We start from the raw sequence: 26,741 nt of genomic DNA on the forward strand, positions 1-26,741 counted from the left end.
CTTACTTCAGCGGTTTTCCTGACGCCCGGAGCTACTTCACCTGCGCCCACACGGGAGATGACCAGGCCATGTTGCCGTCCGTCTGCTCCACCCGGAGGTAATAACGGTTTTCCCCCGGGAGCGGGGCCTCGTCAGTGAAGGTTTCAGCGGCCTTCAGGGTGTTCGGCTCCCACTGGTGGTAGTTCTGCTCGTTCCGCACCAGGGTCACGCGCTTGATACTGGCGGTGCCGTCGATACTGAACTTCAGGACGGGCTTGCCGGTGACGGCGATCTCGGTGCCGAGCAGTTTGCCACTGCAGGTGAACTCCACGAAAATCTTGTCCGTGGCGGCGATGGTGCGGCGGGCGTTCAGACCCTCGATGATGCCTTCCCGGGTAAAGTCCTTCACATACACCCCGCCGTAGCTGGTGTGCGTGCTGATGTGGTCACTGTCCGCCCAGACACCGAGCTTGTGACCGAGTTCGAGAGCATGCTGATACACGCCGTTGTTCTTCTCCGTGAAGCTGCGGATCGGCTCGCCGACCACGGGCTTGCCGATGACGGTCGAGGCGTGGTTGTAGGGCTCGCCCTCGCGCATGCCGACGGTTGGCTGCGGCGCATTCAGGCCTTCATAACTCACACGCGCTCCCTGGAAGATCTCCAGTACGTTCTCGACCCGATGATCAATCGGCGGGATCTGGTCCCAGTCCGTGCCCATGCTCGTGGCACCGGTGTGGGAGATGGCGGTCACTGGCTTGCCATAGCGGGTCAGCACATCCCACAGCTCGGTGGGGTGCAGTTCAGGCGTGCCCTCCGTTTTCACCGGGAAAAGCTGCTGCCAGGGTGAGGCGAGGTAGTTCTTCCGCTGGATGTAGACGATCGGGCCGCCGCGCTGCGCGAAGACGATGTTGCGGTGACCATAGGGCCACTTCTGCTCGCGCTCATAGGCGTACATGCTCATAAAAAAGCCAGGCGAGTAAAACACATCGACCAACTTTTGGTTCAGCCACCATTCATAGGGCGTGTAGATCTTCGCGATGTCCGTGTGGTCGCTTGTGCCAAGGGTGTCAAGCTTGCCCATGTCCCAGGCATAGCGAAACTGCTCCAGCACGCAGCCATCATTCGCGGTGATGCAGTTCGAGACGTCGGTATGGCGATGGTAGTCACCCCAGTAGAGCTTGTAGGTCACGCCGTCATGAGTCCAGGTGTGGCGGTCATCCTGGGCACGTTCCGGAGTCACGGCATTGATGTAGGCGGGGAAAGGAACGCGCGGCTTGCTCTCAGATGCAGCGACCAAGGGAACCTCCAAATCCGTGGCGACCTTCGCGAGATGAATGCCCGTGTTGAGCTGTAGCTTCGAGGTGCGCCCATCACTCGGCCAGGCGATCCACAAGCTGCCATCTTTTCCCAGCACATGCGCGGTCTGACGGTCTTGGGAGTAGACACTGTCCGGAATCGCATAGGGCTTCGTCCACTGCTTTGTGGCAGCATCATAACGCGTCAGCGCGAGACGCCAGGCATAACTCTTGAAGTAGCGTACGGTGAGCCAGGGACGGCCCGCAGAGTCTAACATGATATGCGGTACATTCACCGCCGCGACTTCATTCGCTGCTGCTCGGCCGACCTCCTTGTCTTTCGCAGCTTTCGCCTTCGCCTGTTGCTCGGCTTTGGCCTTGGCTTTCGGATTGTTGCCGCGTGGTCCTCCCGGTTGCATCGGCTGCGGTCCGGGAAGCTCGGCGAAGAGCGCATCCGGATTCGGCAGCTCCTCCACCTTGCCGCTCGCGAGATCGAGATAGGCAATGACGGTGTCCTTGCGGCCGTTGAGGCCCTGTGGATGACCATGCGCGCGCATGTCGAGACCCCATTGCTGGTTGCCGCGTTCACAAGCGAGCCAGATGCCCTTGCCATCCTTGGCACCCACCGCGCTCACGCGACCTTCATAGCGATCCGTGGCGATGAGTTGTTTCGTTTCTCCCACCTTCAAATCCGCACTGATGGGCGCGGCGTAGATGTTGAATTCATTCCCGCGTGATGAATCAAACAGCACCCAGGCGGCATCACCCGCAAAGGCCACACACGGCTCCCAATCCCCAGCAGCATCGTGGGTGATCTGGATCTCAGCGGACCATTCACCCTTGGCGGGATCAAAGACACGGCAAAACACATCCGCCAGCTTTCCACGCATGCCCTGCCAGACGAGCCAGACTTTGCCGGAAGCATCCGTCGCCGCCTTGGCAAAGGCATTGCCGCCATTCGGCGAAGTGGCGAGCACGAAGATGTCTCCCAGCACTCCCTCGTGGACGACCGCCGTGTGCAGTTCCATGAGGTTCTTGTCATTCACCTGGGACCAGATGACATGCACATCCCCCTTCCCATCCGTGGCGATGGCCGGCTGGTGAATGATGCCCTGCCCGAGTGATTGCACCATCTGCAAAGCACCCCCCGCGAGCTTCGCCACATAGAGCGAGTCGTCCTTCCCATCCCACTGCACATAAGCCACCCACGGCGTGCCATCCTTCGCCGTCGTGAGCGCCGGGAAGTCAGCCCAGCTTCCCTCCGGCTGAAGATGCACGTGCTGCGGCAGCAGCTCCTGCGAGAACGCCGAAAGGCCGAAGGCGAGCGAAAGTAGGGCGGGTCGGATCATGCCTCCTTTAACAGGGTTCGGGGTGGTTCCTTTCAAGGCGAACAAAAGGTGTCGTCGCCAAAAATATTCTCGGCATAACGGGTGCTGTGATCTGTTATAGAAGAAACAGATATGCCGCCTCGTCCCGTCGCCTGTCATTTCCAAACCACGCACTGGACGCTTGTGCACAAGGCCCGGGGTTCATTGGACACGGAAGCCAGGGAGGCGCTGGCAGCGCTGTGCGCGGCCTATTGGTACCCCATCTATGCCTACATTCGCAGCAGCGGCCGCAGCGCGCATGATGCGGAAGATCTGACGCAGGGCTTCTTTGCCAGGCTGCTGGAGAAGGACATCCTGGCCGCCGCTGATCCGGCCAAGGGCAAGCTGCGCACCTTTCTCCTCACCTGCGTCCATCATCATCTGATCAACGAGCATGCCCGCGCCACCGCCCAGCGGCGCGGTGGCGGGAAGATCGTGGCTCTGGATGCGAATTGGGCGGAGGAACGCTATGCCACCGAGCCGGTGGATGACCTGACACCGGACCGCCTCTATCAGCGCCGCTGGGTGCTGACCATCCTGGAGAGCACACTGCAGCTTCTGGCCGAGGAATACGCAGCAGACGAGAAAGGCCGTTTGTTTGAAGCCCTGCGCCCCTATCTGGGTTTCAGCGCTGAGTCCACCCAGGGCTATGACGAGCTTGCTGCCCGGCTGGGCTGCACGACCGGCGCTGTCAGGACCCAGGTGTCGCGGCTTCGCCAGCGCTGGCGGGAGCTGCTTTTCAAACAAGTCAGCATCACGCTGGCAGATCCCACCTCGGATGAGATCCGGGCGGAGCTGGCGGAATTGATGAGCTGCATCTGATTTGCCGTAACACCGCTTTCTCCCGCCTGTACAGACCCGCAGACATTCTACTCCCGCTTCATGAGTTCACCTGATGAGTCCTCACCTCCCGAGCTAGCAGGGCTCCATCCCCACGATCTGCTCCGCATGGGGCTGGAACCGTCTGCGGAACCCGCAGGTGATTCCGTGGACCCGGAGGCCACCGTCAAGCTTTCGCCCTCTCAGGCTTCCATCTCCGCCCGCGGTCAGCCAGACCTGCCGCTGCCAGAGGAGCTGACCACCATGCTGCCGGGCGGTGCCTACAAGGTGGAAAGCTTCCTCGGCCAGGGTGGCATGGGCGCCGTTTACAAAGGCGCGCAGGTTCGTCTGAAGCGGCCCGTGGCCATCAAGATCATGCGGCGTGATCTGGGCAGGGATTACGACTTCGAAGCCCGCTTCGAGCGCGAGGCGCAGGCCATGGCCAAGCTCAGCCATCCGAACATCGTCAGCGTGATTGATTTCGGCGAGGCGGGCCCGGACTACCTCTACATCGTCATGGAGCTGGTGGATGGCGCGGACCTCATGGACGTGATCCGCGGCGGCCAGATGACCCAGGAGATGGCGCTCACGCTGCTGCCGCAGATCTGTGATGCGCTGCAGTTCGCGCATGACCACGGTATCGTTCATCGTGACATCAAGCCCAGCAACATCATGCTCACCCGTGATGGCCGCATCAAGATGGCGGACTTCGGTCTCGCGAAGCGCCTGGACACCGAGTCCACCATGCACACGAAGACTGGTACCGGCATGGGTACGCCTGACTACGCAGCGCCGGAGCAGTTTGATCCGAACGGGCATATCGACCATCGCGCAGACATCTATGCGCTCGGTGTGATGATCTACCAGATGATCACCGGCACACTGCCGCGCGGTGCATGGAAGTCTCCCTCCGAGCGCGCCGCCGTGGCCCCGCAGTGGGACGATATCGTCTCCCGCGCCATGCAGAGTGATCCTGCAGACCGCTACCAGCAGGCCAGCGAGGTGAAGACAGATGTGACCAGCATCCCGCTGGCGAGCACCGCCCGGCAGGACCGGCAGCCAGAGGCCAAAGCTTCTCCACGGGCAGTGTCAGCCGCGCCCACCAAGACGAAGTCCCGCATGCCGCTCATCCTTGGCTTGGCCGCCTGCGCCGTGGTTGCCAGCGTCGGTGCGTTGTTGATGACCAAGAAGCCGGGGGTGAATGCCGCCGCGCAGACGTCTCAGGCGCCATCTTCCGCCCCCGCCAGGGAGAACTGGGAAGATCTGCTGCGCGAGCCCACCCAGTTCGCTTTCACCGGCGGGGCAAAACGGACCTCGGATGGGATTCGTATCGAACGTGGAGGCACAGCGCGCCTCGACATCCAAAAACTGGCCGTCAGGGACGGCGCATTGCGAATGCATGCCGTCTTTGGCAGCAAGATCCAGCTGCGTCTGCGTGAGAAGGATAACCAGGGGCAGTACTGGCTGCATGTCAGCAATTCCAATCAGGCGATCCTGGGCAGGCGCGACATGCTAGCTAGAAAAGATACCCCGTTGACGGTTTTCACCCTACCTCGCACCCTGAAGGACGGCGACGAGTATGAGATGGAGCTGCGCGTCGTGGGGCCTTGCATCACCGCCAAATTCGATGGCGAACCCATGGGCTCAGTCCTCGATGAACTCTATGCTGACGGCAGCTTGTCGGTGGGAACATTTCCTGACAACAGCCGGCCCGCCATCATCAAGTCCCTCGAATTTCTCGATCTCGACAACACGGCTTCCAAGGCTCGCATCAAATCATCTCCCCAGGCCGCTCCTTTCACCAACAGCCTCGGCATGAAGTTTGTGCCTGTACCGGGAACGAAGGTGCTCTTCAGCATCTGGGAAACGCGGGTTCAAGACTACGCCGCCTTCGCGAATGACACGAAGCGTGAATGGAAAGATCCGAGTGTCTCGAGCCGCCCTCCTGCCACCCCTGTCACCAAAGTGGACATCACGGATGCCCGTGCCTTTGCCGCGTGGCTGACGGATCGCGAGCGCAGTGAAGGGCGCATCGGCGCCCAAGACCTCTATCGCCTTCCGCGTGACCATGAATGGAGTTGCGCCATGGGCATCGGTGACCGCGAAGACCCGGCCAAAACGCCTGCGGAGCTCTCCCAATTGCTGCCAGATGTTTATCCTTGGGGTACTGCCTGGCCTCCACCGCCGGGAGCTGGAAACTATGCTGGCGAAGAAGCTGCAGTGCAGCTGCCGGATGGGAAACCCTTCAGCAGGAGTCAGATCACTGGTTATCGCGATCCCTTCGCCACCAGTCATGCTCCAGTCGGCTCCTTCGCTCCAAACGCGCTTGGTCTGCATGACCTCGGCGGCAATGTCTGGGAGTGGTGTGACGACCTGATGGCAACCGCCGGCCAGGAATACGTCAAACGCGGTGGATGCTACGACAACTCGGATCCAGATGCGTTGCGCTCGGCGAGCCGTCGTGCTGGCTTTTTGAACTCGGTAGGGTTCTCCACGGGTTTCCGTCTCGTGCTGGAGTCGGCATCACCTGGACTAACTAAAAATGATATCGTGGCTCCGACCTTCCCTGCCAAGGGCGCACCCTTCACCAACAGCCTCGGCATGAAGTTCGTCCCCGTGCCGGGCACAAAGGTGCTCTTCAGCATCTGGGACACGCGCGTGCAGGACTACGCGGCTTATGCTGCGGCGAGGCCGGGCATGGACGACTTATGGAAGAAGCAGGAGAAGGAAGGTGTGCCTGTCGGACGGGAGGCGGATCATCCCGTCGTGCGAATGACCTGGGAGGATGCTCAGGCGTTCTGCGCGTGGCTCACGGAAAAGGAAACCGCCGAGGGCAAGCTCACGAAGGGCGCGAAGTATCGCCTGCCCACCGACGCCGAGTGGAGCACTGCCGTCGGCATGCCTCCCGAGCAGGGCGCGACGCCGCAGGAGCGGCATTTCAAGAACGAGGTGGATTTCCCGTGGGGCAAAGACTGGCCGCCGAAGGGAAAGGCGGGCAACTACGCCGATGAATCATTCCATAAGAAGTTCCCCAAGCCCGACGTGAGGGACCCGGAGAAAACGACAAACGCCTGGATCGCTGGCTACGATGACGGCTATGCGACGACTTCGCCCGTGGGGGCGTTCCCAGCGAACACGCAGGGCCTCTACGACATGGGAGGAAACGTGTGGCAGTGGTGTGAGGACTGGTTTGACGACTCGCACAAGCACCGTGTGTTACGGGGCGGCTCCTGGAACCACGATGCACGCGGCAATCTGCTGTCATCGAATCGCGCTTACGCCCCACCTGCGTCTCGCAATCTTAACTACGGCTTCCGTTGTGTGCTGGCACAGCCTGCGGATTGACTTCCTTGGCAATACCCATCGAGTCTTTCACTGCCCCTCCAGTGGCGTGACCCCCAGACCACCGGGGCTGGGATTCACGACCACATCATCAGGGGTGAAGAGGTTTTTGTCAGGGCCGGCGGAGCGGACTTCCAGGCTGGAGCCGGAGCTGGGATGCAGCCAGTAGGGGCTGCCCCAGCGGTCCACGAGCTGGCCTTTGACGATCATGGGACTGTCCGGCGGAAAGAGGACACCCTTCTTCGGGTTCTGGCCGGTGATGATGGCGGTGAAGTCCTCATTCGAACCGACGGGAAGACTGCTGAAGCTTTTGCGATACAGGTCGACGAACTCACCGACGGTCTCGAGATCATTCAGCGGTGTCTGAGTCTGCTCGACGAGACGATCAGCGAGCTTCTGGATCTCAGGGTCGATGGTGCGCGGGTCTGTCTTGGGAACTGAGAAAACCGGAGCGCCGCCCGAGGAGGGGCTGGTGGGAGCAGTGCTCTTGACCTGCTTCTGAGGCAGCGGACCGAAGTTCAGATCATCGGACGGCGCGGTCATCATCCAGGTGATGATGAAGGCGGCCGCGACGACCAGAACGATGGCGATGGCGAGGATGCGAGGCTTCACGGTAATGTGAAAAAAGCACGGGGTTTGCAGGGGGCAGGCAGGTGGTGATGTCCAGCCGGTGCCGGACATCACCACACTTTAACACAACGCCTACCCGGCAACACAATCTCAAATCAAACGGTGTAGTCGATGAAGTCGAGGTTGGCGCCAGCGCCGAAGCGGCTGAGGTTCGGGAAGATGGCGTCAATCTGGCCGGCGGGGACGCCGATCCACTGCGCGATCTTCGCTGCATACTGGTCCACAGACGTGCTGGGGATCCAGCGTCCGCGTGAGCCTGTGCAGTCGATGCCGCCATCCACGGTGAGATCGGGGAAGGTGCCGTAGAGCTTCTTGCCCTTCACCGCGCCGCCGACGACGAAGGCGTGACCGCCCCAGCCATGGTCAGAACCACCAGTACTATCTGTTTTGTTAGGCGTGAAGGTGCGGTTGAAGTCAGAGCAGGTGAAGCCCACGACCTTGTCCCACAGGGCAGCACCACCACGTGGATGGTTGATGATGGAATCGTAGAAGCCCTTGATGGAGCGTGCCAGCACGGCCAGCAGCGCATACTGGCCGACCGCTGTGTTCACGGCGTTGGCCGCGTTCACCGCGATCTGCGAGGCGTGCGTGTCATAGCCGCCCTGCTGGATGAAGAAGGTCTGGCGGTTGTTCCCCTTGCCGGTGTCCGTCAGGAGGGCGGCATTGCCGATGATGAGGCGCGCGGCCATCTTGATCTGGTTGGTGAAGTCGTTCGCCACGTTCACCGGACTGCCCGTGAAGGCGGTGTTGAACCAGCCGTCGAGGTTGATGTTGTTGCCAGTGGTCTGGCTGGTGTAGGCCAGCGTGTCCGCCACGACACCCTCGGTGACACGGGCATTCTTGGCCGTGGCCTGGAAGGAGGTGTCAAAGAGATTGGCGTGGTTCATGGCCATCAGGCGCTCGAGAGCGCGCAGACGCCAGCCCTGCTGGGTGGTCTTGTAGTTGGTGGTGCTCAGCGGATCGTAGCCGTTCACCCCGGCCAGGAAGGGCTTCAGCGAGGTGTTCACAAGCGCGTCAGAATAACCAACATTGCTCGGACCAAAGCCATCGAAGTCGAGCGCGCCCGCCGTGCTCATGACGAAGGGCTGCTCGTTGATGCCGACCTGGTAGCTGTTCACACCCGCGATGGAGACGCCCATGGCGAGACCGGCGGTGTTGATGTTGTTCGCCGGATCCAGCAGGTCCGCGATGCGTCCGCCCCAGCCGCTGGTGAAGGGCTGGTCGGCGATGGAGGACTGCCACTGCAGCACCTGGTCGGAGTGGGAGAAGAGCTGCGGCGGCTTCGTCGGCGAGGCGAGGCCGAAGTTGGCACGCGAGACACCGGGCTGGGTCAGCGTGCCCACGTTCGTGACGAAGGCGAGGTCCTGCGAATCAAAGAGGCCCTTCAGCGCCGCGCACGCAGGGTGCAGACCGAAGCTGTTGTTGGTATAACCAGCTGAGTGTTCATAGGCACCGGGGTTGTCCGGAGTGATGGCCGTGGCAGCCAGCTCTCCCAGCGGCACGGCGATGCCGCCGGCCCCGCCCGAGTAGTTGGGCAGGCCGCGGAAGTCCTCATAGTGAGTGCGCGCGGCGCTGCTGCCATTCGGGATGAGCAGGTTGTTGGAGTCATTGCCACCAGCCAGGAAGATGCAGAGCAGCGCCTTGACGTCCGTGGGCCCTCCCGAGGCAGCCGCCGTGCCGGCGAGCTGCAATTGGGAGAGCGTGTTTACCATGCTGGTGATGCCCAGGCTGGCGCAGGTGCTCTGCACGAAGAAGTCACGGCGGTTAGGCTTGCTGCGATCCGTAGTCTTGCGAAGGAAGATATTCATAAGGATGTGTGTTTGAATGTTTCGAATGACGCGGACCGGGGATCAGTGGCTGGTCGTGGCTGTGGGCGAGATGGACATGAGATGCGCGGCGAACCGGCAGCGGTCGCGAACCTCATTGGGGAAGTTCGTGGTGTCCGTGGACAGGCGTGTCAGCGAGTAGCAGTTGTGGATGGCTTCGATGATGACGAGACGCGGGTTGTCCGTGGCGCTGGAGCCGTCAGGCCACTTGGCCTTGTATCGGCCGCCGCCCCAGAGCATGTCGAGTTTGTCGAGCATCGCCTTGGTGCCGGCCAGATGGCCGTTTGGAGCCGTGGTGGTGGTCTCCGGCGCAGCTCCACGATCCGCATGATAGGCGGCGGTGTAGATGGAACTGAGCTCCGTCCAGTCGAAGAGCATGTTGTCCTTCTGCAGGTTGCTGCCCGTGGCTCCGTTCGAGTAGTAGCCATATTGGATGGTGTGCGCGGAGTGCGGCACCACATGCTTCTGGGTGACCACCGTCACGGTGACCTGGGAAGTCGGAGCGGCGGAGAGCTGCACGGTGTAAGTCGTGCTGCCACCTTCGACCACGCTGGTGCTCGTCGGTGTGACGACGAGCTGGCCTGTGGAGTCGTTGTCATTCACCGTGACCGCCATCGTGCCCACGTTCGTCACGGCATAGGTGCCGGTGGCGCTCGGCGTGCAGGTCAGGTTGGCTGTCTGCACGGGCTCGGCCGTGGTGTCGTTCACCGCAGTCAGGGTGAGGATCTGCGGACGGTTCCAGTTGGCCGTGGTGAAGGTCAGCGTGGCCGGGCTGAAGGTCATCTGGTTCGCGATGGCGAAGCTTGGTGTGACCACCACATCCGCCGTGGGCGGCTTGCGCAGGAACACATAGACCGTGTCAGTATTGCCAGGCGTGCCTTCATAGATGCTGGTGCCTGCGCCAGTCGGCACGATGTAGACCTCAGCCGTGGTTTCGTTCGCATCCGAGATGATCACGTTCACGCCTGGTGCGGGGAACTCCTTGTAGGAGGCATCCGTGGTGGTCGTGGTGTGACCCACGAACACCGCGCGGCGTCCATTGTTCACCGTGCTTGTGGCAAGGTTCACCGTCACAGTCTGCGGCGTGTTCCAGTTGCTGGAGTTGAAAGTCACCGAGGCAGGCGAGAAGGTCACCAGGTTCGTGCCACCGATCGCGTTGGAGGCGAAGGGGGTCAGCGTCACATCCGCGGAAGGCTGGAAGCCCAGCACAAGGGTGTAGGTGTCGCTGGTCTGGTTGGTCTCGGCGAGGAAGGTGTAGCCGCCGCTCTCATTGACGGTGATCATGGAGGCGCCAACGGTTTCATTGTCGCTGATGGTCACGCCATTGGCGAGAGCCACGTTGTCGGAGGTCAGGTAACCACCGCTTTCGCTGGCGATGTAGTTGATGCCGGACGTGTGGACGTTTTCCAGATCGAGGTCATCCACCGCGCTCACCGTGACATTCTGCGGAATGTTCCAGTTGGACGGAGTGAAGGTGAGGTTGGTCGGTGTCAGCAGGAGCTGGGCTGTGTTATAGCTGCCAGTGAGTGTGACGTTGGCACTTGGAGCGCGGCGCAGGGCCACCTGGATGACGTCCGTGGCACCACCTTCAGCGACGCGGGTGTTTGTCCCGGTGTGGCTGATGTTGATGAGCGTGCGGCCGAGGTCATCACTGTCCAGGATGCGCACCGGCAGGCTGGCACTGAGGCTGGTGTAGCCAGTCGGGCCGGTGCCAGGTGTGGAGGCCAGCATGTTGTCGACCTCTGGAGCTTCCGAGCCGGTGTCAGGCACTACGATGAGCGTCACGGTTTGTGCGACGGTGTAGTTCGCCGGAGTGAAGGTGAGCACCGCCGTGTCCACGGCACTGCCGTTCACATAGTAACGGAAGTCAGTGCCTGTCAGGCCCTGGCGGCTGAGGTTAACCGTCACATCGGCCGAAGGTGCGGGACCCACGAGGGACACCTGCACGGTTTCAAAGCCAGCGTCTTCCAGCAGCACCGTGGAACCGCTCGTGTGAGCAATGTTGATTCGGCCGGTGGTGGTGTCGTCGTCATTGATGGTGAGGGCGATGTCATTCGCCACCAGGCCATTGTAGCGGGTGTCGGCGGTGCCGGTGACCGTGGTGGCATTCTGCACCGTGGCGGAGAGAGTGGCCTCAGGCACCGTGTCGTTCGCCGCCGTGATCGTGAAGGTCTGCGGTGTGGCGAAGTTGGTGCTGTTGAAGGTCAGCGTGGTGGGGCTGAAGGTGGCCTGCGTACTCGTGCTGTTCAGCAGATACAGCGTGGGTGTGACCACCACGTTGGAACCTGCGTTGGGCGCGATGGAGAGGTTGACGTTGTAGGTCTGCGTGGCGCCGCCTTCCGTGACGCTGCCGGTGGTGGTGCTGGTGATCACCGCAGCTCCTGTGGCCTCGTTGTCACCCACGTTCACCGTGAGCGCGGCTGTGTCGAGCGCGATGTACCCGCCCGTGGCGCTGGCCGTGTAGGTCACCACCACGTTCTGCGCATTTTCCAGCGTGGTGTCATCGATGGCGCTGACAGAAACCGTCTGCGGGATGTTCCAGTTGGACGGGGTGTAGGTGAGCGTGGCAGGGCTGAGGTTCAGATGGCCGTTGGTCACCTGGGTCGGAGTCAGCGTCACGTTGGCGGTCGGCGCACGGCGGAGAACCACGTCATAGGTGTCTGTGGTTCCGCCTTCGACGACGCGGGTGGCACCGTTGGTGACCACGAAGCTGATGGCACCGTTGTTGTTCACCTCATCGTTGTCGAAGATGGTGGCGGTGACATTCGCGGCCAGGGCGGTGAAGGCCGTGTCCGTGCTGGTGGAGGTGGCGTTGAGGGTGTCTGTGAAGACGACCTCCGCAGTGGCATCATTGATGGCTGTGACCGTGATCGGTTGAACGGTGGTCCAGTTGGCGCTGGTGAAGGTCAGCGTGTTACTGGAGAAGCTCGTCTGCGCCGTGTTCGGCAGGTTCACCGTCACGTTCTGCGTGGGAGCGACCGGGCCGGAGAGGCTCACGTTCAGGATGTCCGTGGCGCCGCCTTCCGTGGCTTCTGTGGTGCCGGAGGTATGGGCCAGCACGATGCGCGGACCGGTATCATTGTCTGTGACTGCCACGCTCACATCCGGGATCGTGCTGTTATTGTAGCGCACATCCGTGCTGCCGACGGTGGAGACAATCACGGAGGTGACGGCTGGCTCGGCTGCGGTGTCATTGGCGGCCGTCACCGTCACGGTCTGGGTGGTGCCCCAGTTCTGCGGGGTGAAGGTCAGTGCGGTGGAGGACAGCGTGAGCTGGGAGTTCGCCGTGAGGGTGATGACGACATCATTGTTAGGCGCGCCATTCAGCTTGTAATCCAGCGTGTCGGTTGCACCGCCTTCGGTCACAGCGGTGGTGCCGCCGGACTGGGTCATGGTGATGCTGGCCGCGGAGTTCAGGTCGTCATCACCGATGACCGGGCTGACGATGGTGAAGATGTCCGTGGTGCCGCCGGAGGCGATGTTGTAGCCACCACCGGAAGCGCTGTACCGGATCGGGCTGGCTTTCGTGGTCTCGACACGGAAGTCATTGCGACCCGTGACGGTGATGGTTTGCGGCTGGTACCAGTTGCTCGTGGTGAAGGTCAGGTTGCCGATGCCGGAGACATCACCGTCGTTGCCGGTCCAGTTGAGCGCCACGTTGGCCGTGGGTGCTTTGTTGAGGGCCACGAGGTAGATGTCGGTCATGCCGCCTTCGACCGCCGTGGTGCTGCCCCAGGTCTGGACGATGGTCACGCCGTTCGTGGCAGCGCTGTCGTTGTCATTGATGCGCACATTCAGCGGAGCACAGGGCAGGCCGCTGTAGGTGGCGTCCGTGCTCGTGGTGGTGTGCGTGATCTGGCGGAACACGATGCCCTGACGGATCGCATCATCCACCGGAGTGATATTGATGGTGCGGGCGGTGGTGTAATTCGCCGGAGTGAAGGTCAGCGAGGCTGTGCCACCCGTGGTGGTGAAGGTGCCGTCCGTGCAGGAGAGCGCCAGACGGGTGTTATCAAAGGCAAAGTTCAGCGTGACGTTCTGCGTCGGTGCCGTGCCGGAGGCGAAGGCGACTGTGTAGGTGTCCGGATTGGAGGCGGTGGTGAGACCTTCCGTCACGAGCGCGATGCCAGCAGTGCTATTCGTCGTGGTCGTGCCTTTGCTTGGGACAAAGCGGCGTGTCGGAGTGTCGTTGTCCGTGATGGCGCAGTTGAACTCGTTCGTCTGGCTGCCGTTGTAGCCGGCGTCCGTGCTGGTGATGCCGTGACGGATCACCACCGTGCGGACGTTCAGCGGTGCCGCAGCGACCACGAAGCTATTCACCACGGTGTCGTTGTTGGCGGTGACGGTCACGGTCTGTGCCGTGCCCCAGTTGGTGTCGTTGAAGACCACCGAGGTGGGTGAGAAGGTCACGTCACTGGAGGCTGTGAGGGTGTCTGTGAGCCAGGGCAGAACCGCGCTGGGGGTGACCGTCACCGTGGTGCCGGCGGCCGGAGCGGAGGTCAGCACGATCTTGTAGGTGTCTGTGGTGCCGCCTTCGGTGACCGCTGTGCTGCCAGCCGTCTGGGTGATGGCCACCAGCTTCGCGGAGGTAGTGTCATTGTCATTCACCGTGAAGTCCAGCGGTGCCGAGTAGGTGTTCACATAGCTCGGATCCACCGTCGAGATCTGGTGAAGGATGGAGGTCGTGCGAGTGCCGTCATCCATCAGATTTTCCAGGCCGTGGATGGTGACCGTCTGCGGCTGGTTCCAGTTGGTGGCATCAAAGATCAACGTGGTGACACCCGTGCCAGGATTGGCAACGTTCGGGCCGGCCGTCATGATCTGCGGCGCCATGCTGGAGGAGTTCGTGGAGAAGTCATCGAGACCGAAACCTGGGAAACCACCGGTGAGGCCCATCAGGGCGATCGCCCAGTGACGGTTCACGCGGTTCACCAGCATGGACTCCGTGTTGATCTGAAGCTCAGGACCGTAAAGACCATTCGTGGCCATGAGACCTGGCTGCACATAGTCTGGCAGGAACCAGTTGAACACGCTCGGCGCTTTCTGCGGTGACTGGCCGATGAAGCCTGTCTGGTCGTTGAAGCGGATACGGGTCGGCGTGCCGCTGAACTTCGCCACTTCGCTGGCAGGATATGGCGTGAGCATGGGGCTGTCAGAGCCGCTGAAGGGAATGCTCATGGTGCTCAACGTGGCCAGCGGCGCGCCGGTGGAGGGCTTCAGCGCACGCAGGAAGGAGGCGAACTGGATGAGCGGCTCCTTCAGCTTGCCAGCGCTGACGATGGTGTCGGCGACGTTGAGAGAGCGGGCTTCATAGTCTAGCAGGATGGCCTTCAACGTCTCGCCCAGGTTGCCGTTCGAGTTGCGATAGGCGTTGCTGGCGCGGTAGACATAGCCGGCGCTCGGGTTCGAAGTCACCAGGCGCTGGATGAGCTGACGGGTGATAAAGACCGGGGTGTTCTGGTGGCCGTTGTAAGAGCCGGCGGTGGGATCACCCGCAAGGGCGTTGTGAGCCAGGCGGATGTCGGTGTCTGCCAGAGCGTGGGTCTTCAGGTCGATCAGCGCGGTGATGTCCTGGGCAGGAATGACCGTGCCACCTTCCGCTGGACCCGTGCCGTCTGGATCCAGATAGGTGTGGAGGATGCGCTTGGCACCGAAGTCATGCAGGAAGGCGCCATTGTAGCGGCCCAGAGCCTTCATCGGGTAGAGCCAGGGAGCCTGGAAGTAACCTTCACCAGCACCGGAGGAGAAGTCCGTGAAGTGCACACCCTGGAACTCGATCTGCGGACCGACCTGCGCGGTGGTGGGCACGTTGTTATAACCCTGGGTGCTCAGACGGGTCACCGGCACGGTGGCGTGCCGGGCACCATGGCAGAGGCCGGTGAGAACGCGTGCCAGTTCCGTGATGTCACCCTGGTCATAGGTGGCAATCGGCAGGCCGTTGGCTCCGAGGACCAGACCGCCGTCAGGATGACGCATCACGAGACCGATGGTGAAGAGCTGCATGATTTCACGGGCATAGTTTTCATCCGGGAAGATGTCCACACCGCCGCTGGTGTATTGGGCGCGGTTGCGCAGGTGGGAGAGGTAGATGCCCATCATCGGGCTGTAGGTCACACCCTCGAGCAGGTCGCGATACTTGCCGAAGGCGCCATTGGCCAGCATGTCCCAGTAGTTGGCAGCGCCATAGTGGCGGGAGGCCACCGTGCTGTCGTTTTCCGAAATGATGACGATCTCACTCAGGGCTGCGGCCATGCGCTGGCGGACCTGGGCCTTGGCCTGCAGGGCCATCGTCCACCATTCACGGCGGCGGTTGGCACCGCCATTGCCGGCTCCGTTCGGTGAGTTGAAGCTGGAGATGTTGCTGCTGGTGGTGGTGTAAGGGTTGGTGACGTTGCCGTAAGTGTCGTAGGTGGCGGTGAAGCCGTTGCCCGCGAACTGCTGGTCATTACCGGAGTAGAGCGGCTTCGTGTTACGCATGACGAACTCTTCGTTATCCGCCGCCATGACGAGCGTCAGGAAGCTCGGGTTCGGATTGAGCGTCGTGTTCATCTGGTCGTTCAGCCAGTTGGTGTAACCCGTCTTCATGTTCGCCGGAGTCACACCGTCGCTGATCGCATCGATCGCATCAATCTTGGCCTTCACGGCATTGTAGAGGTCCGTGGTGGCACCGAAGGTGCACTGGTCGAGGAAGCGGTGGATGTCACGCTCAGCCTCCGCTGCGGTCAGAGAGCCAGGAAGCGCGGGTTCGACGAGGTCAGCACGACCTGGATCAAAGGTGGTGCTGCCAGTGGTGAAGTTGAAGTAACCGAGGATTTCACCGGAGGTGTAGTTGACCGTGTTGATGTCACAGTAAATCTGGCCGGCCTCCAGGGAGTTCAGCATCGCCTGGTCAGTGGTGGCGGTGGCGGCGGCGCGCACGTTCCACTGGACGTCCATTAGCTGGCCGACACCCAGGTTGTTGCGGATGTCCTGGTCATTGTTCATGCGCAGATACGTCGTGTTCTGCGCGGAGCTCAGACCGCTGACGGTCACGCTGACCTTGGCATTGTCATTGTCACCTTCGAGCTGCGCCACGGCGATGCCGGAGCCGTTGGAGATCACTCCTGATCCACGGGCCAGATAGGCCACATAGAGGCGGCGGTTTTGCGTGAGGGCGGGGTTCGACTCACAGACTCTCACGGTGCCCTCCACACTGACGATCTGCGGATTCGCGCCGGAAGGCACAGGGCCAAAGGTGACCTTCAGGAACTCAGGCACTTCCAGTGTCGCATCCTGCACGGGAGTGATGTTCACCGTGTGCGTGCTGGCACCGGCTGGGAAGGTGATGTTGCCGCCGGAGACTCCGGAGATCGCATAGTCGCCTGCAGCTGCATTGGACTTCGTCGGATCTGCGCTGCCATTGCTTGGCAGGGCTCTCAGCGTGAGCGCCATCGTGCCATTGCTGCGGCTGAGAAGGATGGACGCATTCGAGGTAACCGGGCTGGCGATCGTCTTGTCCACGCGCTCATAACCGACGGCGGAGGTCACCGAGGCGGTAAGGGACTGCAGGCTCAACAGAGTTTCCCAGTCCGGAGCAGTGCCGCCAGAGGCGTTCGTGGCGCTGGTGGCACTGGTGATGCTGGTCCCCATCTGAGTTTCGATCGCGTCACTCACGCCATCACCGTCTGTATCAGCGACACCCTGGAAAACCAGCCAAGCGCCGACTTCGGCAGCGTGGGTATTGTTGGCCGCGCCAGGAGAGGCGTCTTCTTCCAGTGCCCAGGTCACACCCACAGCATTCAGGCCGCTCTGGCGGGTGGACACGGGATCCAGATCCGCTGGCTGCAGGGTTTCATGATAACCATCGTTCGCCAGCGTGGCACCGAGTTCACCCTGCGGAGCGGCAAAGAAGGAGGGCTGCGCATGGCGGTTCGGGAAGGTGAGGACGCTGTTGGAAGTGCTCAGCGTGTTCGAGACACCGGCATGGAAGCGGAAGTTCGTGTTCGCGCTCATGAACTGGCCGCCACCGCCAGGCATGACGATGTAATGCACCGTCTCACCCGCATGGGTCTGGTCAGCATTTTCAGCCTCCGTCAGACGCAGGCGGAAGTTCATCGGGTAATCCAAAAGTGTGTCCACGGTGTCCACCCGGGCGATCGCTGCTGAAGCCTCCGCAGCGGTCACACATTGGGCGAAGATGGCGGGTTCACGCTCGAAATAAATGTCCGCAGCCCAGTAGCTGTCATTCACATACTGGGTGGTGCCGGTATTCGTCACACCGGTGACGGCACCTGCCTGGACGATCTGGCCGCCGATGGCATACACGCCCTGCTCCATGACCATGTAGCTCACGGTTTCAGCACCGTGGATGCCGTCCTGGAAGTCCCACTCGTCCACCTGATACTCAAAGCTCGCGCGATTGGAGTTGGCGGCGTCCACGTTCAGCACGTTGCGCACGCGGATGTGGGCGGCTGTGCCATCAGCGCGGCTCAGCGGACCAAACACCACGGCGGCGGCGGTGTAGGCAGTGCCCAGGTTCACCTTCGTCCAGTTGCCAGCTCCGGCCTGGGTGATGCTGGCGTTGGCGTAGATCAGCTTGGCCTGGGTTTCACCCGGCATGTCACCGATGAAGATGCCCGAAACCGTTTCCGCCGCGTGGGTCAGGTCGGCATTGGCGGAGATTTCCTCCTGGAAACGGAGTTGCACGCGTGTGGCGCCATTCACAAGGCTCGGCACCGTGCTAAGACGCAGTTCACCAGGCTCGGTGTCGTTCTTGGTCTGGGTCTGGGCGATCGTCACCGGATTGGTGAACGGACCCATGTAGAAAGTCTTGATCGTGTGGCCGACCGTGCCCGGGCTGTAGGCCCAGAGCACCTTGCCATCCAGGTAGCCGATGCCCTCGGAGACAGCCACATAACCCACGCTCTCAGCGGAGATTGCCGTGGTGTAGCTTTGCTGGGTTTCCAGGTTCACATTGAAGCCCGTGGCGGTGACACCGGAGATGCGGCTCTTCAGCGAGCGTGGGTTGTTCGTGGCGATGTTGTTGTTGGTCGTGTAGACCTGCGCCACAACGTGCGGAGGAGCGGTGAAGCCCGTCAGCGAGATCGCGGTGTCGGTGCGGTTCACATTCGTGTTCTTGCCGACCACCCAGCGCTGGCTCCCGAAGACATGCGTGCCTTCCGTGATGGCGAAGAAGTCCACCGTGATGGTGCCCGCGTGGACGCCAGCCAGATAGTCCCACTCGTCGATCTGCCACTGGAAGCCAGTGGCGGTGACACTGCGCACCCGCACCACATGCGGCTCACCGTCCGCGCTGTAGGCCGGCCCCATGATCACGATCGGTGTCAGGCCGTTGAAGTTGCGCGTGAAGGTCACACTCTGCCATGTCGTGTTGTTCGCCTGCCCCGAAATCGTGATCTTGCGCGATTCGAAGTTCACTTTGACCGGCGCGGTCTGCGCGGAGGCGCCGGTGGTGACACCCAGCCACAGCAAAGCGGCTAGGAGGAATGCCCAGCAATGCCGGGCGGGTTGAAGGGCCGAAGGGAGACGGCCCATGACGGAGGTTTGGTTGGCTTCCTGCATAGGTGAAACCAAGGCTGCCATGGGTGCCCGAAATTTTTATACACTCCTCTTGTCCCCCGTTCGGGTGACAGGTCAGGGGGTTTGTATTCACCTTGTCCCCACAACATCCATCAAGTGTGAATCTGACGCGGCAAACGCCACACATCCGATCTCAATTTTCGAAAAATTAAAATGCTCTTCATCAGCAGAGCGATTGAAACCCTGATTCACACGCGTTTGCTGCGGCCCTGTGAAAACAACCTTCCTATCTCTTTCCCTCCTCGTCAGCATCGCCGCGCAGGCTGCTGAGCACGATGTCGTCATCTATGGAGGCACCTGCGCTGCCGTCACCTCTGCCGTGCAGGTGAAAAAGATGGGCAAAAGCGTCATCATTGTCAGTCCGGACAAGCATCTGGGCGGCCTCAGCAGTGGAGGTCTCGGCTTCACAGACACCGGCAACAAGGCCGTGATCGGTGGTCTGGCGCGTGATTTTTATCACCGCATCTACATGCACTACGAGAAGGATGCCTCCTGGGTGCAGCAGAAGAAATCCGAATACGGCAACAAGGGCCAGGGCACTCCGGCCATGGATGGTGAAAACCGCACCATGTGGATCTTCGAGCCGCATGCCGCGGAGCAGGTCTTTGAAGATTACGTCAAAGAATTCGGCATCGAGGTCGTGCGCGATGAATGGCTCGACCGCGCCAAAGGCGTGAAAAAAGACGGCGAAAAGATCACCGCCATCACCACGCTCAGCGGCAAGACTTACGAGGGCAAAATGTTCATCGATGCCACCTATGAGGGCGACCTCATGGCCGCTGCCGGCGCTGACTATCACGTCGGCCGCGAGGCGAACAGCGTGTATGGCGAGGAGCACAACGGCATCCAGGTCGGCGTGCTGCATCATCGCCACCACTTCGGTGCGGTGAAGGAAAAGATCAGCCCCTACAAAGTCCCAGGCGATCCCAAGAGCGGCGTGCTTGCGCGCGTGAGCACTGAAGATCCCGGCAAGCTCGGCGAAGGTGACAAGCGCGTGCAGGCTTATTGCTTCCGCGCCTGCTACACCACCGTCCCTGAGAACCGCATCCCCTTCCCCAAGCCTGAAGGTTATGATGCCAGCCAGTATGAACTACTTCTGCGTGTGCTGAACACCGGCTGGGGTGAGTTCTTTGAGAAGTTCGATCCCATCCCGAATCACAAGACCGACACCAACAACCACGGTCCCTTCAGTTTCGACAATATTGGTTATAACTACGACTACCCCGAGGCCAGCTACGAGAAGAGAAAAGAAATCATTGCCGAGCATCGCACCTACCAGCAGGGCCTGCTCTGGTTCGTGGCCAATGACCCCCGCGTACCAAAAAAAGTCCAGGACGAGCTGAAGACCTGGGGCCTGCCCAAAGATGAGTTCAAGGACAACGGCAACTGGTCCCACCAGCTCTACATCCGCGAGGCCCGCCGTATGATCGGCGCCTTCGTCATGACCGAAAACGAGCTGCGCAAAAAGAAGCCCACACCTGACTCCGTCGGCATGGGCAGCTACACCATCGACAGCCACAACACCCAGCGCCACATCACCGCTGAAGGCTACGTGCAGAACGAAGGCGACATCGGCGTGAGCACCAACGGCCCTTACGAGATCGCTTACGGCTCCCTCGTTCCGAAGAAAGGCCAGGGCAGCAACCTGCTCGTGCCTGTGGCCATGTCCGCCACTCACATCGCCTACGGTTCCATCCGCATGGAGCCCGTGTTCATGATCCTCGGCCAGTCCGCCGCCACCGCCGCCGTCCTCGCCATCGATGACAAGCTGCCCGTGCAAAGCGTCCCCTATGAGAAGCTCAAAGCACAGCTCCTCAAAGACGGCCAGATCCTGCAGTACAGCGGCCCCAAAACCTCCCGCGGTCTCGATCCCAAAAAGCTCAAAGGCATCGTCATGGACGACACCCAGGCCAAGGTCACCGGCCACTGGCAGGAAAGCGCCGCCGCCAAGTCCTTCATCCTCGATGGCTACAGCCACGACGGCAACGCCAAGGACGGCCAGAGCAGCCTGCGTTTCGAGCCCAAGCTCGAGAAGCCCGGCAAGTTCCGCCTCCAGCTCGCCGCCCCGCCTAACAACAATCGTGCCAGCAATGCCCAGGTCGAGGTCCAGTACGCCGAGGGCGTGAAGAAGCTCACCGTCAACCTCAAGTCCCCGAAAGAAGAGGAAGGCGTCTCCTGGATCGACCTCGGCACCTTCACCTGCGCCAACGACACCGCCATCACCATCAGCAACGTCGGCGCGGATGGGTATGTGGTCGTGGATGGTGCGCGCTGGGTTCCGGTGGAGTGAGTCATGTTGCCGGCAGCTGGAAAAGCTTGCTTTTCGTCCGTTTTATCTATAGATACAAAATATAGCTATGACGACAGCCAAGATTTTCCAGCACGGCGGCAGTCAGGCCGTGCGATTGCCCAAAGCGTTCCGCTTTTCCAGTTCGGAAGTGCTCATTGAGAAGCATGGTGACGAGGTCATCCTCCGGCCCGTCACCAACACACAGTTCAGGTCGTTTACCGAGATCGCCCGGCACTTGGCGGAAAATTTCCCCGATGCCGGAGAGTTTCCCGAACCGCCAGCGCGTCCAGCCAAGCATGAGCGCCCAATTTTGGAATTCTGAGTCATGTCCGCAGTTCCTGCCTACCTGCTCGACTCAAGCGCTTGCATTCCTATTCTGAGGAATAAAGCAGGCCTCAGTAAGCTGCCTCATCCAAGCAAAAGCGGAATTCCGGTAATCGTGGCCGCTGAACTATGGACTGGCGTGAAGAAGAACATGGCCACGCATCCTCATCAGGCTGACAAATTACAGGCCTTTCTTGATCTGTTCGTCATTCCGCCTTTCGACATGGGCGCCGCCCTCCATTACGCCGAAATCCGCGCCGAGCTGGAATCCACAGGCAAAACCATCGGCCCTTTGGACATGCTGATCGCTGCTCAAGCCCGCAGCCTTGGTGCCACCCTTGTGACGGGGAATGCTGCTGAATTCAAGAGGGTCAAAGGACTCAAGGTCCTGGCATGGCAGGCCACGTGATGTCGCGTTGTCCTCCGAACAACAACATCAGCCCTTGAAACAATCTCCGTCTAGAAGCGAAATTGAAGGATGTCTTCGACCTCTAAGTCCTCGGCCAGCAGCCAGCCTCCGGTGGGGTTGTTTGATCTGGCGTTGGCGGGGGAGGAGGATTTTCCGGAGGAGGTGAAGGCCGAGGTGCCTGCGGTGGCGGATGAGCCGGGACAGGTGATTGCGGGGCGGTATGTGCTGAAGTCGGTGCTGGGGGAAGGTGGCACGGGACATGTGTGGTGGGCAGAGCAGACGCAGCCGGTGAAGCGGGAGGTGGCGCTGAAGATCATTCGGCCGGGGTTGGTGACGCAGCCGGTGTCGGTGCGGTTCAATCGCGAGCATCAGGTGCTCGCACGGATGGAGCACCCGAACATCGCGGCGGTGCTGGATGCGGGCGAACTGCCGGACGGGCGGACGTATTTTGTCATGGAATTGGTTCACGGATCACCCGTGACCACCTGGTGCAGGAAGCACCAGACACCGGTGCCGGAGCGGCTGGAGATCTTTCTCCAGGCCTGCCTGGCGGTACAGCATGCGCACCAGAAAGGCATCCTGCACCGGGACATCAAACCCTCGAACGTGATGGTCACGCAGGTCGATGACAGGCCGCTGGTGAAGGTCATTGATTTCGGCATCTCGAAGGCACTGGAAGGGGATCTGGCCGCAGGTTCGGACATGACGCTGCGCGGCATGGTGCTGGGCACACCGCGCTACATGAGCCCGGAGCAGGCCGGTCTCACAGGCCAGGATGTGGACACACGCGCGGATGTGTATGCGCTGGGTGTGCTGCTGTATGAGCTGCTCACGGGCAGTACACCGATCGATGAAGCGCATGAGAAAGACACTTCCCTTCAGGATCTGCTACACCGGGTGCGGCACGCGGAGACGGAGCTGCCCAGCCGGCGCGTGACCCATGACAACGCGAAGCAGGCAGTGGAAACAAAGTTTTTGGTTAGGCAACTCCGTGGTGACCTGGACTGGATCGTGATGCGGGCTTTGCAAAAAGATCGCGAGCAGCGCTATCCCACGGTTCTCAGTCTCGCGGACGATGTGCGCCGGCATCTGCGCCATGAGCCGGTGTCCGCAGGACCGCCGGGCATGGGCTATCGCCTGAAGAAGTGGTATGCGCGCAATCATGTGGCCATCACCTCCGCGGCTGCGGTGGTGATCTCGCTGGCCGGCGGCATTGCTGCGACCTCCATGGCCATGAAGCGTGAGGCGGAGCAGCGCCAGGAGGCTTTGAAACAGCGTGAGACCGCCCAGAGCCAGGCTGATCTGGCACGGCAAGTGAGCGACCAGCTTACGGAGCTCCTTTCCAATGCCAGCAAGCATGCAGAAGCCGGCATGAACACGCAGATGCTGCGCAAACTGGCAGATGAATGCGCGGAAGGCATGTCACGCTTCCGAGGCCAGCCGGTGATCGAGGCGCAGCTCGCGGAGCAGCTGGCCCAGCTCTACAACGCGCTGGAGGAGCGGCCACGCGCCCTCCCCTGGTATCAGCGCCGCTGGGATCTGCTGCGGCAGACGGAGGGTGATGACTCGCGAAACACCCTGAAGGCTCGTTTTGAACTGGGCTGGCGTAGTCTGGCGATGAATGCCCGCAATGAGGCGGTCACGCATCTCCGCGGTGCCGCCGCCGGTTTTGCGAAGCTGCCTGATCCAGATGATGACAGCCACCGCCACGCTCTGATGGCGCGCAAGGATCTGGCGCGCGCGCTTTCCGCAGATGGCCAGCATGAGGAAGCGCTGAAACTCTTTGAGGACGTGATGCGCGAGAAGGGCCAGGACGATCCGAGGGAGACAGCGGCCTGGCTGAAGGAACTGGCGGACTGCTTCCGCGCTGCAGACAAACTGGCGGAGTCAGCTGCCGCTCTTCAACGTGCGCTGAGCCTGCTGCCGCAGGATGATGATTATGCGGGCATGCGGGCTTTCATCATGGGCGGCATGGCGACGACCAGCCACCAACAGAAGCACTATGATGAGGCACTGGAGGCTTCCGCGGAACGCCTGCGGCTGTTTGAGGTGGAGCTGGGGCCAAACCATCCGCGGGTGCTGGGCGCGCTGCTCGATCATGCCTTCCTGGCCTGCAAGTGTCCGGGTTGTCCGGGTGGTGAGGAGGCAGCACGCCGCGCTCTGCAGATGGCGAGGACAGCGGGGCATGAGACCCGCCTCTCCGATGCCTGGACAGCCGTGTGCGAGGTGCTGCGCATAAGCCACCGCATGGACGAGTCCGAGCAGGCCGTGCGTGATGCGATCGAAGAAGTCAGCCACACGAAGGCCGAGCACTGGCGGGTGCTGGAGTTTCATCGTCGGTTAGGCGATCTGCTTGTGGCGCGTCGTGATTTTGAAGCTGCGTGGAAGGAGTACGAGACCGCAGCCACGGGGTGGTTTGAGCCGTCCACAGGACGTGCGATCGAGAAGGAGCGCCTGATCTTTGAAAGCATCATGGTGTTCTGGGAACAGGCGAAGCGGGCAGAGTCACCCTTGGCGAGTGATGCGAAGATGGCCGAGTGGCGCGGCAAGCTGGCGGCATGGGAAGCCGCGCAACCTGCGGGGCCCGCAGCCCGTGAACAGAACATGACGCGGGCGCAGTGAGAGCGGACACGCTCCGCGACTTCAATGCGTTTCGAAATTTCGAACAATCATTGGTTGGGCCAGGTTTTTCGTCTCAGACACATCCACCTCAAAGAGCTTCTCAAGGCTGTTTCCCGCGAGATCCTCAAGCGTAGGTTCCGCATGAAGCTCGAACGTCGCGCTTGGCCAAGGTTGTTGAGGTGTCGCGCTCCATTGCAGTCCATCAGCGCTGACTCGAGAATCAGCAAGCACCACATCACTCGCGCCACTCTTCACACGCAGGGCTCCTGTGATCACCGCTGTGTCCAGAGGTTCATCAAAGTGCACCACGAGCGACTCACGAGTGCCGGATTTCGGCGCAGAGATCTCCCAGCGCTTCATGTGAGGTTGGGCATGATCCGCATCCCCAACCTGGAAATCAAAACGCACATCCTTGCCCAAGGCGACTCCATGAGTGCTTCGCCATGAGCCAAGGACCACGAGTGTGTGCTTCATCTTGGCATACAGCACCGGGCCTTCATCTTCATTGAGGTTCACGCCGGTCTTCTGCCGACCGGGATGGAACCACACGGTCAGACGCTTTCCATCAGGGGACCAGAGCTCAGTCTCACGAAAGGGACCGATCACTTCTTTTCCATCCCCATCCAGCAGACGCAACCGATCGAGGAAGATGCCCTGCTCCATCGGCTCGGAGAAGTGCAGGTAGAACTTGAGCGCGTTCGCCGGCAGCACGGCCTGCGGAGCCAGGCGCACGGTGGGATGCTCCTGGGGAGTTGGTTTGATCAGGAACTCCGCCTGTTGCGCAGCCCCGGAGGCATCGACCCATTTCACCACGTATTTCTGGCCCGGAGTGAAGGGCAGCGATGGCACGAAGATGAAGCGGTCCGCCAGGGTCTCGACACGGCCAAGCAAAGGGACATTGCTGGAAGGCAGCATCACTTGCAATTTTGGTTCGGCGATGACTGGGGTAACCAGCTCAACACGTGCGCCATCCTCCGGAAAGATGAGACCGATGGAGACGGGCTGCTGCGCCCCGCCTCCATCAACGAGCTCAGCGAGCAGCGATGCCACCCCCATGCCCACCAGCGGAAGCGCCAGCCAGACCAGCAGCTTGCGCATGTCAGCAGCCTTGTGGTGCATGAGGATGCCTCACGGCAGCTCAACGGCCTCGAGCGAGAGTTTGCCATCCGTATCACGCAGCACCACGGCGCTTTGATCACCCAGCTTGTCGACCTGCACAGCACCAAAAAGAGCATCCACGATCTCGATGCCTTCAGGGCCGGTCTTGGCCTTCACGTCACGCCAAGTGGCCTTCTCATTGGTCTTCTCCGAGTCGCTGGCATTGATGTGGTCCAGGCTCACGCGGGCACCCCAGAACTTGCTCGGGCCAAAGGCGTTGTCCTTGAAGCGCTGCGTGTGCACCACCACCCAGTCCTTGCCGCTCTTGTCCGTGTATTCGAAGAGGTCCAGCGGACGGTTGCCGCTGCCGAGCTCCACCATGCTCACGCCCTTCACCTTCGCGCCACTTTCGATGTCATCGACACGGAACTTCGCCACCGGCGTGCAGGCAAAGGCACCGACGACGTAATCTTCATCACCCTTGTGATAAGGGATGAAGCTCTGGATTGGAGCCTTGGTCTCCCATTTGCGATGCGCCACGTGATAGGTCTCCGCGCTGATCACGCTGGCGGTGCTGCCGTTCTTGATGGGCACTGGAATGGTGAAGATGCGGCTGGCGAACTCCTCATTGCAGGAGCCGGTGGCAAACACGCGCTCACCATCAAAAGCCACGTCCGTGATGTTCGTCACCTTGCTGGCGGTGCCGCCGGGCAGGGTCACGCTGGAGTAGGAGAGCTTGCTGGCATCAAACGGTGTCACCTTGCCTGCAGAATCCACCACGAGGATGAGGGAGGCATTGTCCGGACGACGCTGCACCGCGAGGTACACCTTTCCGCTGGCCGGATTCACCGCCATGTCCTTGATCGTGATGTTCTCCGCCGTGGTGCCCAGACCGGCGGCGATGGTGGCGGCGAGATCCGCCACCTTGCCAGGAGCGGCTTTCGGGCCGGCATCCTTCGTCTCAATAGCGATGACGCTCTGCGATGCCGGATCTGCCACGAGCAGGAGGCCGTCTTTGCCAAAGCTAATGGAGCTAATGCTCTTCAGGCTCAAACCGCCGTTTTGAGGAGAGTCGAGCAACGCGGCGGAGAGCGGAAGCGCGAGGGAACAGGCGGCAAGGAGGAAGGCGGGTGTTTTCATGGCGGCTAGGTACTATCAAAC

Annotated in this window: 12 protein-coding genes; 6 read left to right on the forward strand and 6 right to left on the reverse strand. The window is 61.3% G+C overall.

The features are described 5' to 3' along the window. Positions 1–31: 31 nt before the first annotated feature. Positions 32–2,623: a TolB-like translocation protein gene (locus tag BGE01nite_RS00050; RefSeq protein WP_146848213.1), complete on the reverse strand. Its 2,592-nt coding sequence runs from the start codon at positions 2,621–2,623 to the stop codon at positions 32–34. Between the two features lie 111 nt (positions 2,624–2,734). Between BGE01nite_RS00050 and BGE01nite_RS00055 the strand changes: the two genes are divergently transcribed. Both BGE01nite_RS00055 and BGE01nite_RS00060 read left to right on the forward strand, forming a co-directional pair. Next, a complete protein-coding gene (locus BGE01nite_RS00055; protein ID WP_146848214.1) occupies positions 2,735–3,463 on the forward strand; it encodes an RNA polymerase sigma factor in 729 nt (242 codons plus the stop codon). 60 nt (positions 3,464–3,523) lie between these two features. Then, a complete protein-coding gene (locus BGE01nite_RS00060; protein WP_146848215.1) occupies positions 3,524–6,805 on the forward strand; it encodes a bifunctional serine/threonine-protein kinase/formylglycine-generating enzyme family protein in 3,282 nt (1,093 codons plus the stop codon). Positions 6,806–6,832: 27 nt separating this feature from the next. Here the strand turns inward: BGE01nite_RS00060 and BGE01nite_RS00065 are convergent, their stop codons facing one another. The 3 genes from BGE01nite_RS00065 to BGE01nite_RS00075 form a co-directional block, all read right to left on the reverse strand. Continuing rightward, on the reverse strand, positions 6,833–7,414 hold the full coding sequence (locus tag BGE01nite_RS00065; protein WP_146848216.1) for a hypothetical protein: 582 nt from the start codon (positions 7,412–7,414) through the stop codon (positions 6,833–6,835). 113 nt (positions 7,415–7,527) lie between these two features. After that, on the reverse strand, positions 7,528–9,240 hold the full coding sequence (locus BGE01nite_RS00070) for a DUF1501 domain-containing protein (protein WP_146848217.1): 1,713 nt from the start codon (positions 9,238–9,240) through the stop codon (positions 7,528–7,530). A gap of 42 nt (positions 9,241–9,282) precedes the next feature. Next, positions 9,283–18,840 carry a DUF1800 family protein gene (locus BGE01nite_RS00075; protein WP_146848218.1) on the reverse strand — a complete coding sequence of 3,186 codons (9,558 nt, stop codon included), beginning with the start codon at positions 18,838–18,840 and terminating at the stop codon, positions 9,283–9,285. A 208-nt stretch (positions 18,841–19,048) separates the two neighbouring features. On the opposite strand from BGE01nite_RS00075, the gene BGE01nite_RS00080 reads away from it, so the two are divergent. The 4 genes from BGE01nite_RS00080 (at position 19,049) to BGE01nite_RS00095 (ending at position 24,482) form a co-directional block, all read left to right on the forward strand. After that, positions 19,049–21,127, forward strand: a complete 2,079-nt coding sequence (locus BGE01nite_RS00080) for an FAD-dependent oxidoreductase (protein WP_146848219.1) — start codon at positions 19,049–19,051, stop codon at positions 21,125–21,127. A 67-nt stretch (positions 21,128–21,194) separates the two neighbouring features. Further along, positions 21,195–21,449, forward strand: coding sequence for an antitoxin (locus BGE01nite_RS00085; protein WP_146848220.1), 255 nt, complete (start codon positions 21,195–21,197; stop codon positions 21,447–21,449). 3 nt (positions 21,450–21,452) lie between these two features. Further along, a complete protein-coding gene (locus BGE01nite_RS00090; RefSeq protein ID WP_146848221.1) occupies positions 21,453–21,860 on the forward strand; it encodes a type II toxin-antitoxin system VapC family toxin in 408 nt (135 codons plus the stop codon). A 69-nt stretch (positions 21,861–21,929) separates the two neighbouring features. Further along, the gene (locus BGE01nite_RS00095) at positions 21,930–24,482 is read left to right on the forward strand and encodes a protein kinase domain-containing protein (RefSeq protein ID WP_146848222.1); all 2,553 of its coding nucleotides are present in this window, start codon (positions 21,930–21,932) and stop codon (positions 24,480–24,482) included. A gap of 21 nt (positions 24,483–24,503) precedes the next feature. On the opposite strand, the gene BGE01nite_RS00100 is transcribed toward BGE01nite_RS00095, so the two are convergent. Both BGE01nite_RS00100 and BGE01nite_RS00105 read right to left on the reverse strand, forming a co-directional pair. Further along, a complete protein-coding gene (locus BGE01nite_RS00100) occupies positions 24,504–25,601 on the reverse strand; it encodes a hypothetical protein (RefSeq protein ID WP_146848223.1) in 1,098 nt (365 codons plus the stop codon). Between the two features lie 9 nt (positions 25,602–25,610). Next, entirely contained in the window at positions 25,611–26,720 is a 1,110-nt protein-coding gene (locus BGE01nite_RS00105) for a hypothetical protein (RefSeq protein ID WP_146848224.1), read from the reverse strand. Positions 26,721–26,741: the final 21 nt, after the last annotated feature.

The organism is Prosthecobacter gellanilyticus (assembly GCF_007992435.1).
In the GTDB taxonomy this organism is placed as follows: Bacteria; Verrucomicrobiota; Verrucomicrobiia; order Verrucomicrobiales; family Verrucomicrobiaceae; genus Prosthecobacter; species Prosthecobacter gellanilyticus.

What these genes read in the sequence shown, in the direction of transcription:
- BGE01nite_RS00070 (WP_146848217.1), bottom strand. Translation starts at nt 9,240, where the DNA reads ATGAATATCTTCCTTCGCAAGACTACGGATCGCAGCAAGCCTAACCGC.
- BGE01nite_RS00055 (WP_146848214.1), top strand. Translation starts at nt 2,735, where the DNA reads ATGCCGCCTCGTCCCGTCGCCTGTCATTTCCAAACCACGCACTGGACG.
- BGE01nite_RS00090 (WP_146848221.1), top strand. Translation starts at nt 21,453, where the DNA reads ATGTCCGCAGTTCCTGCCTACCTGCTCGACTCAAGCGCTTGCATTCCT.
- BGE01nite_RS00050 (WP_146848213.1), bottom strand. Translation starts at nt 2,623, where the DNA reads ATGATCCGACCCGCCCTACTTTCGCTCGCCTTCGGCCTTTCGGCGTTC.
- BGE01nite_RS00085 (WP_146848220.1), top strand. Translation starts at nt 21,195, where the DNA reads ATGACGACAGCCAAGATTTTCCAGCACGGCGGCAGTCAGGCCGTGCGA.
- BGE01nite_RS00105 (WP_146848224.1), bottom strand. Translation starts at nt 26,720, where the DNA reads ATGAAAACACCCGCCTTCCTCCTTGCCGCCTGTTCCCTCGCGCTTCCG.
- BGE01nite_RS00075 (WP_146848218.1), bottom strand. Translation starts at nt 18,840, where the DNA reads ATGGCAGCCTTGGTTTCACCTATGCAGGAAGCCAACCAAACCTCCGTC.
- BGE01nite_RS00100 (WP_146848223.1), bottom strand. Translation starts at nt 25,601, where the DNA reads ATGCACCACAAGGCTGCTGACATGCGCAAGCTGCTGGTCTGGCTGGCG.
- BGE01nite_RS00060 (WP_146848215.1), top strand. Translation starts at nt 3,524, where the DNA reads ATGAGTTCACCTGATGAGTCCTCACCTCCCGAGCTAGCAGGGCTCCAT.
- BGE01nite_RS00095 (WP_146848222.1), top strand. Translation starts at nt 21,930, where the DNA reads ATGTCTTCGACCTCTAAGTCCTCGGCCAGCAGCCAGCCTCCGGTGGGG.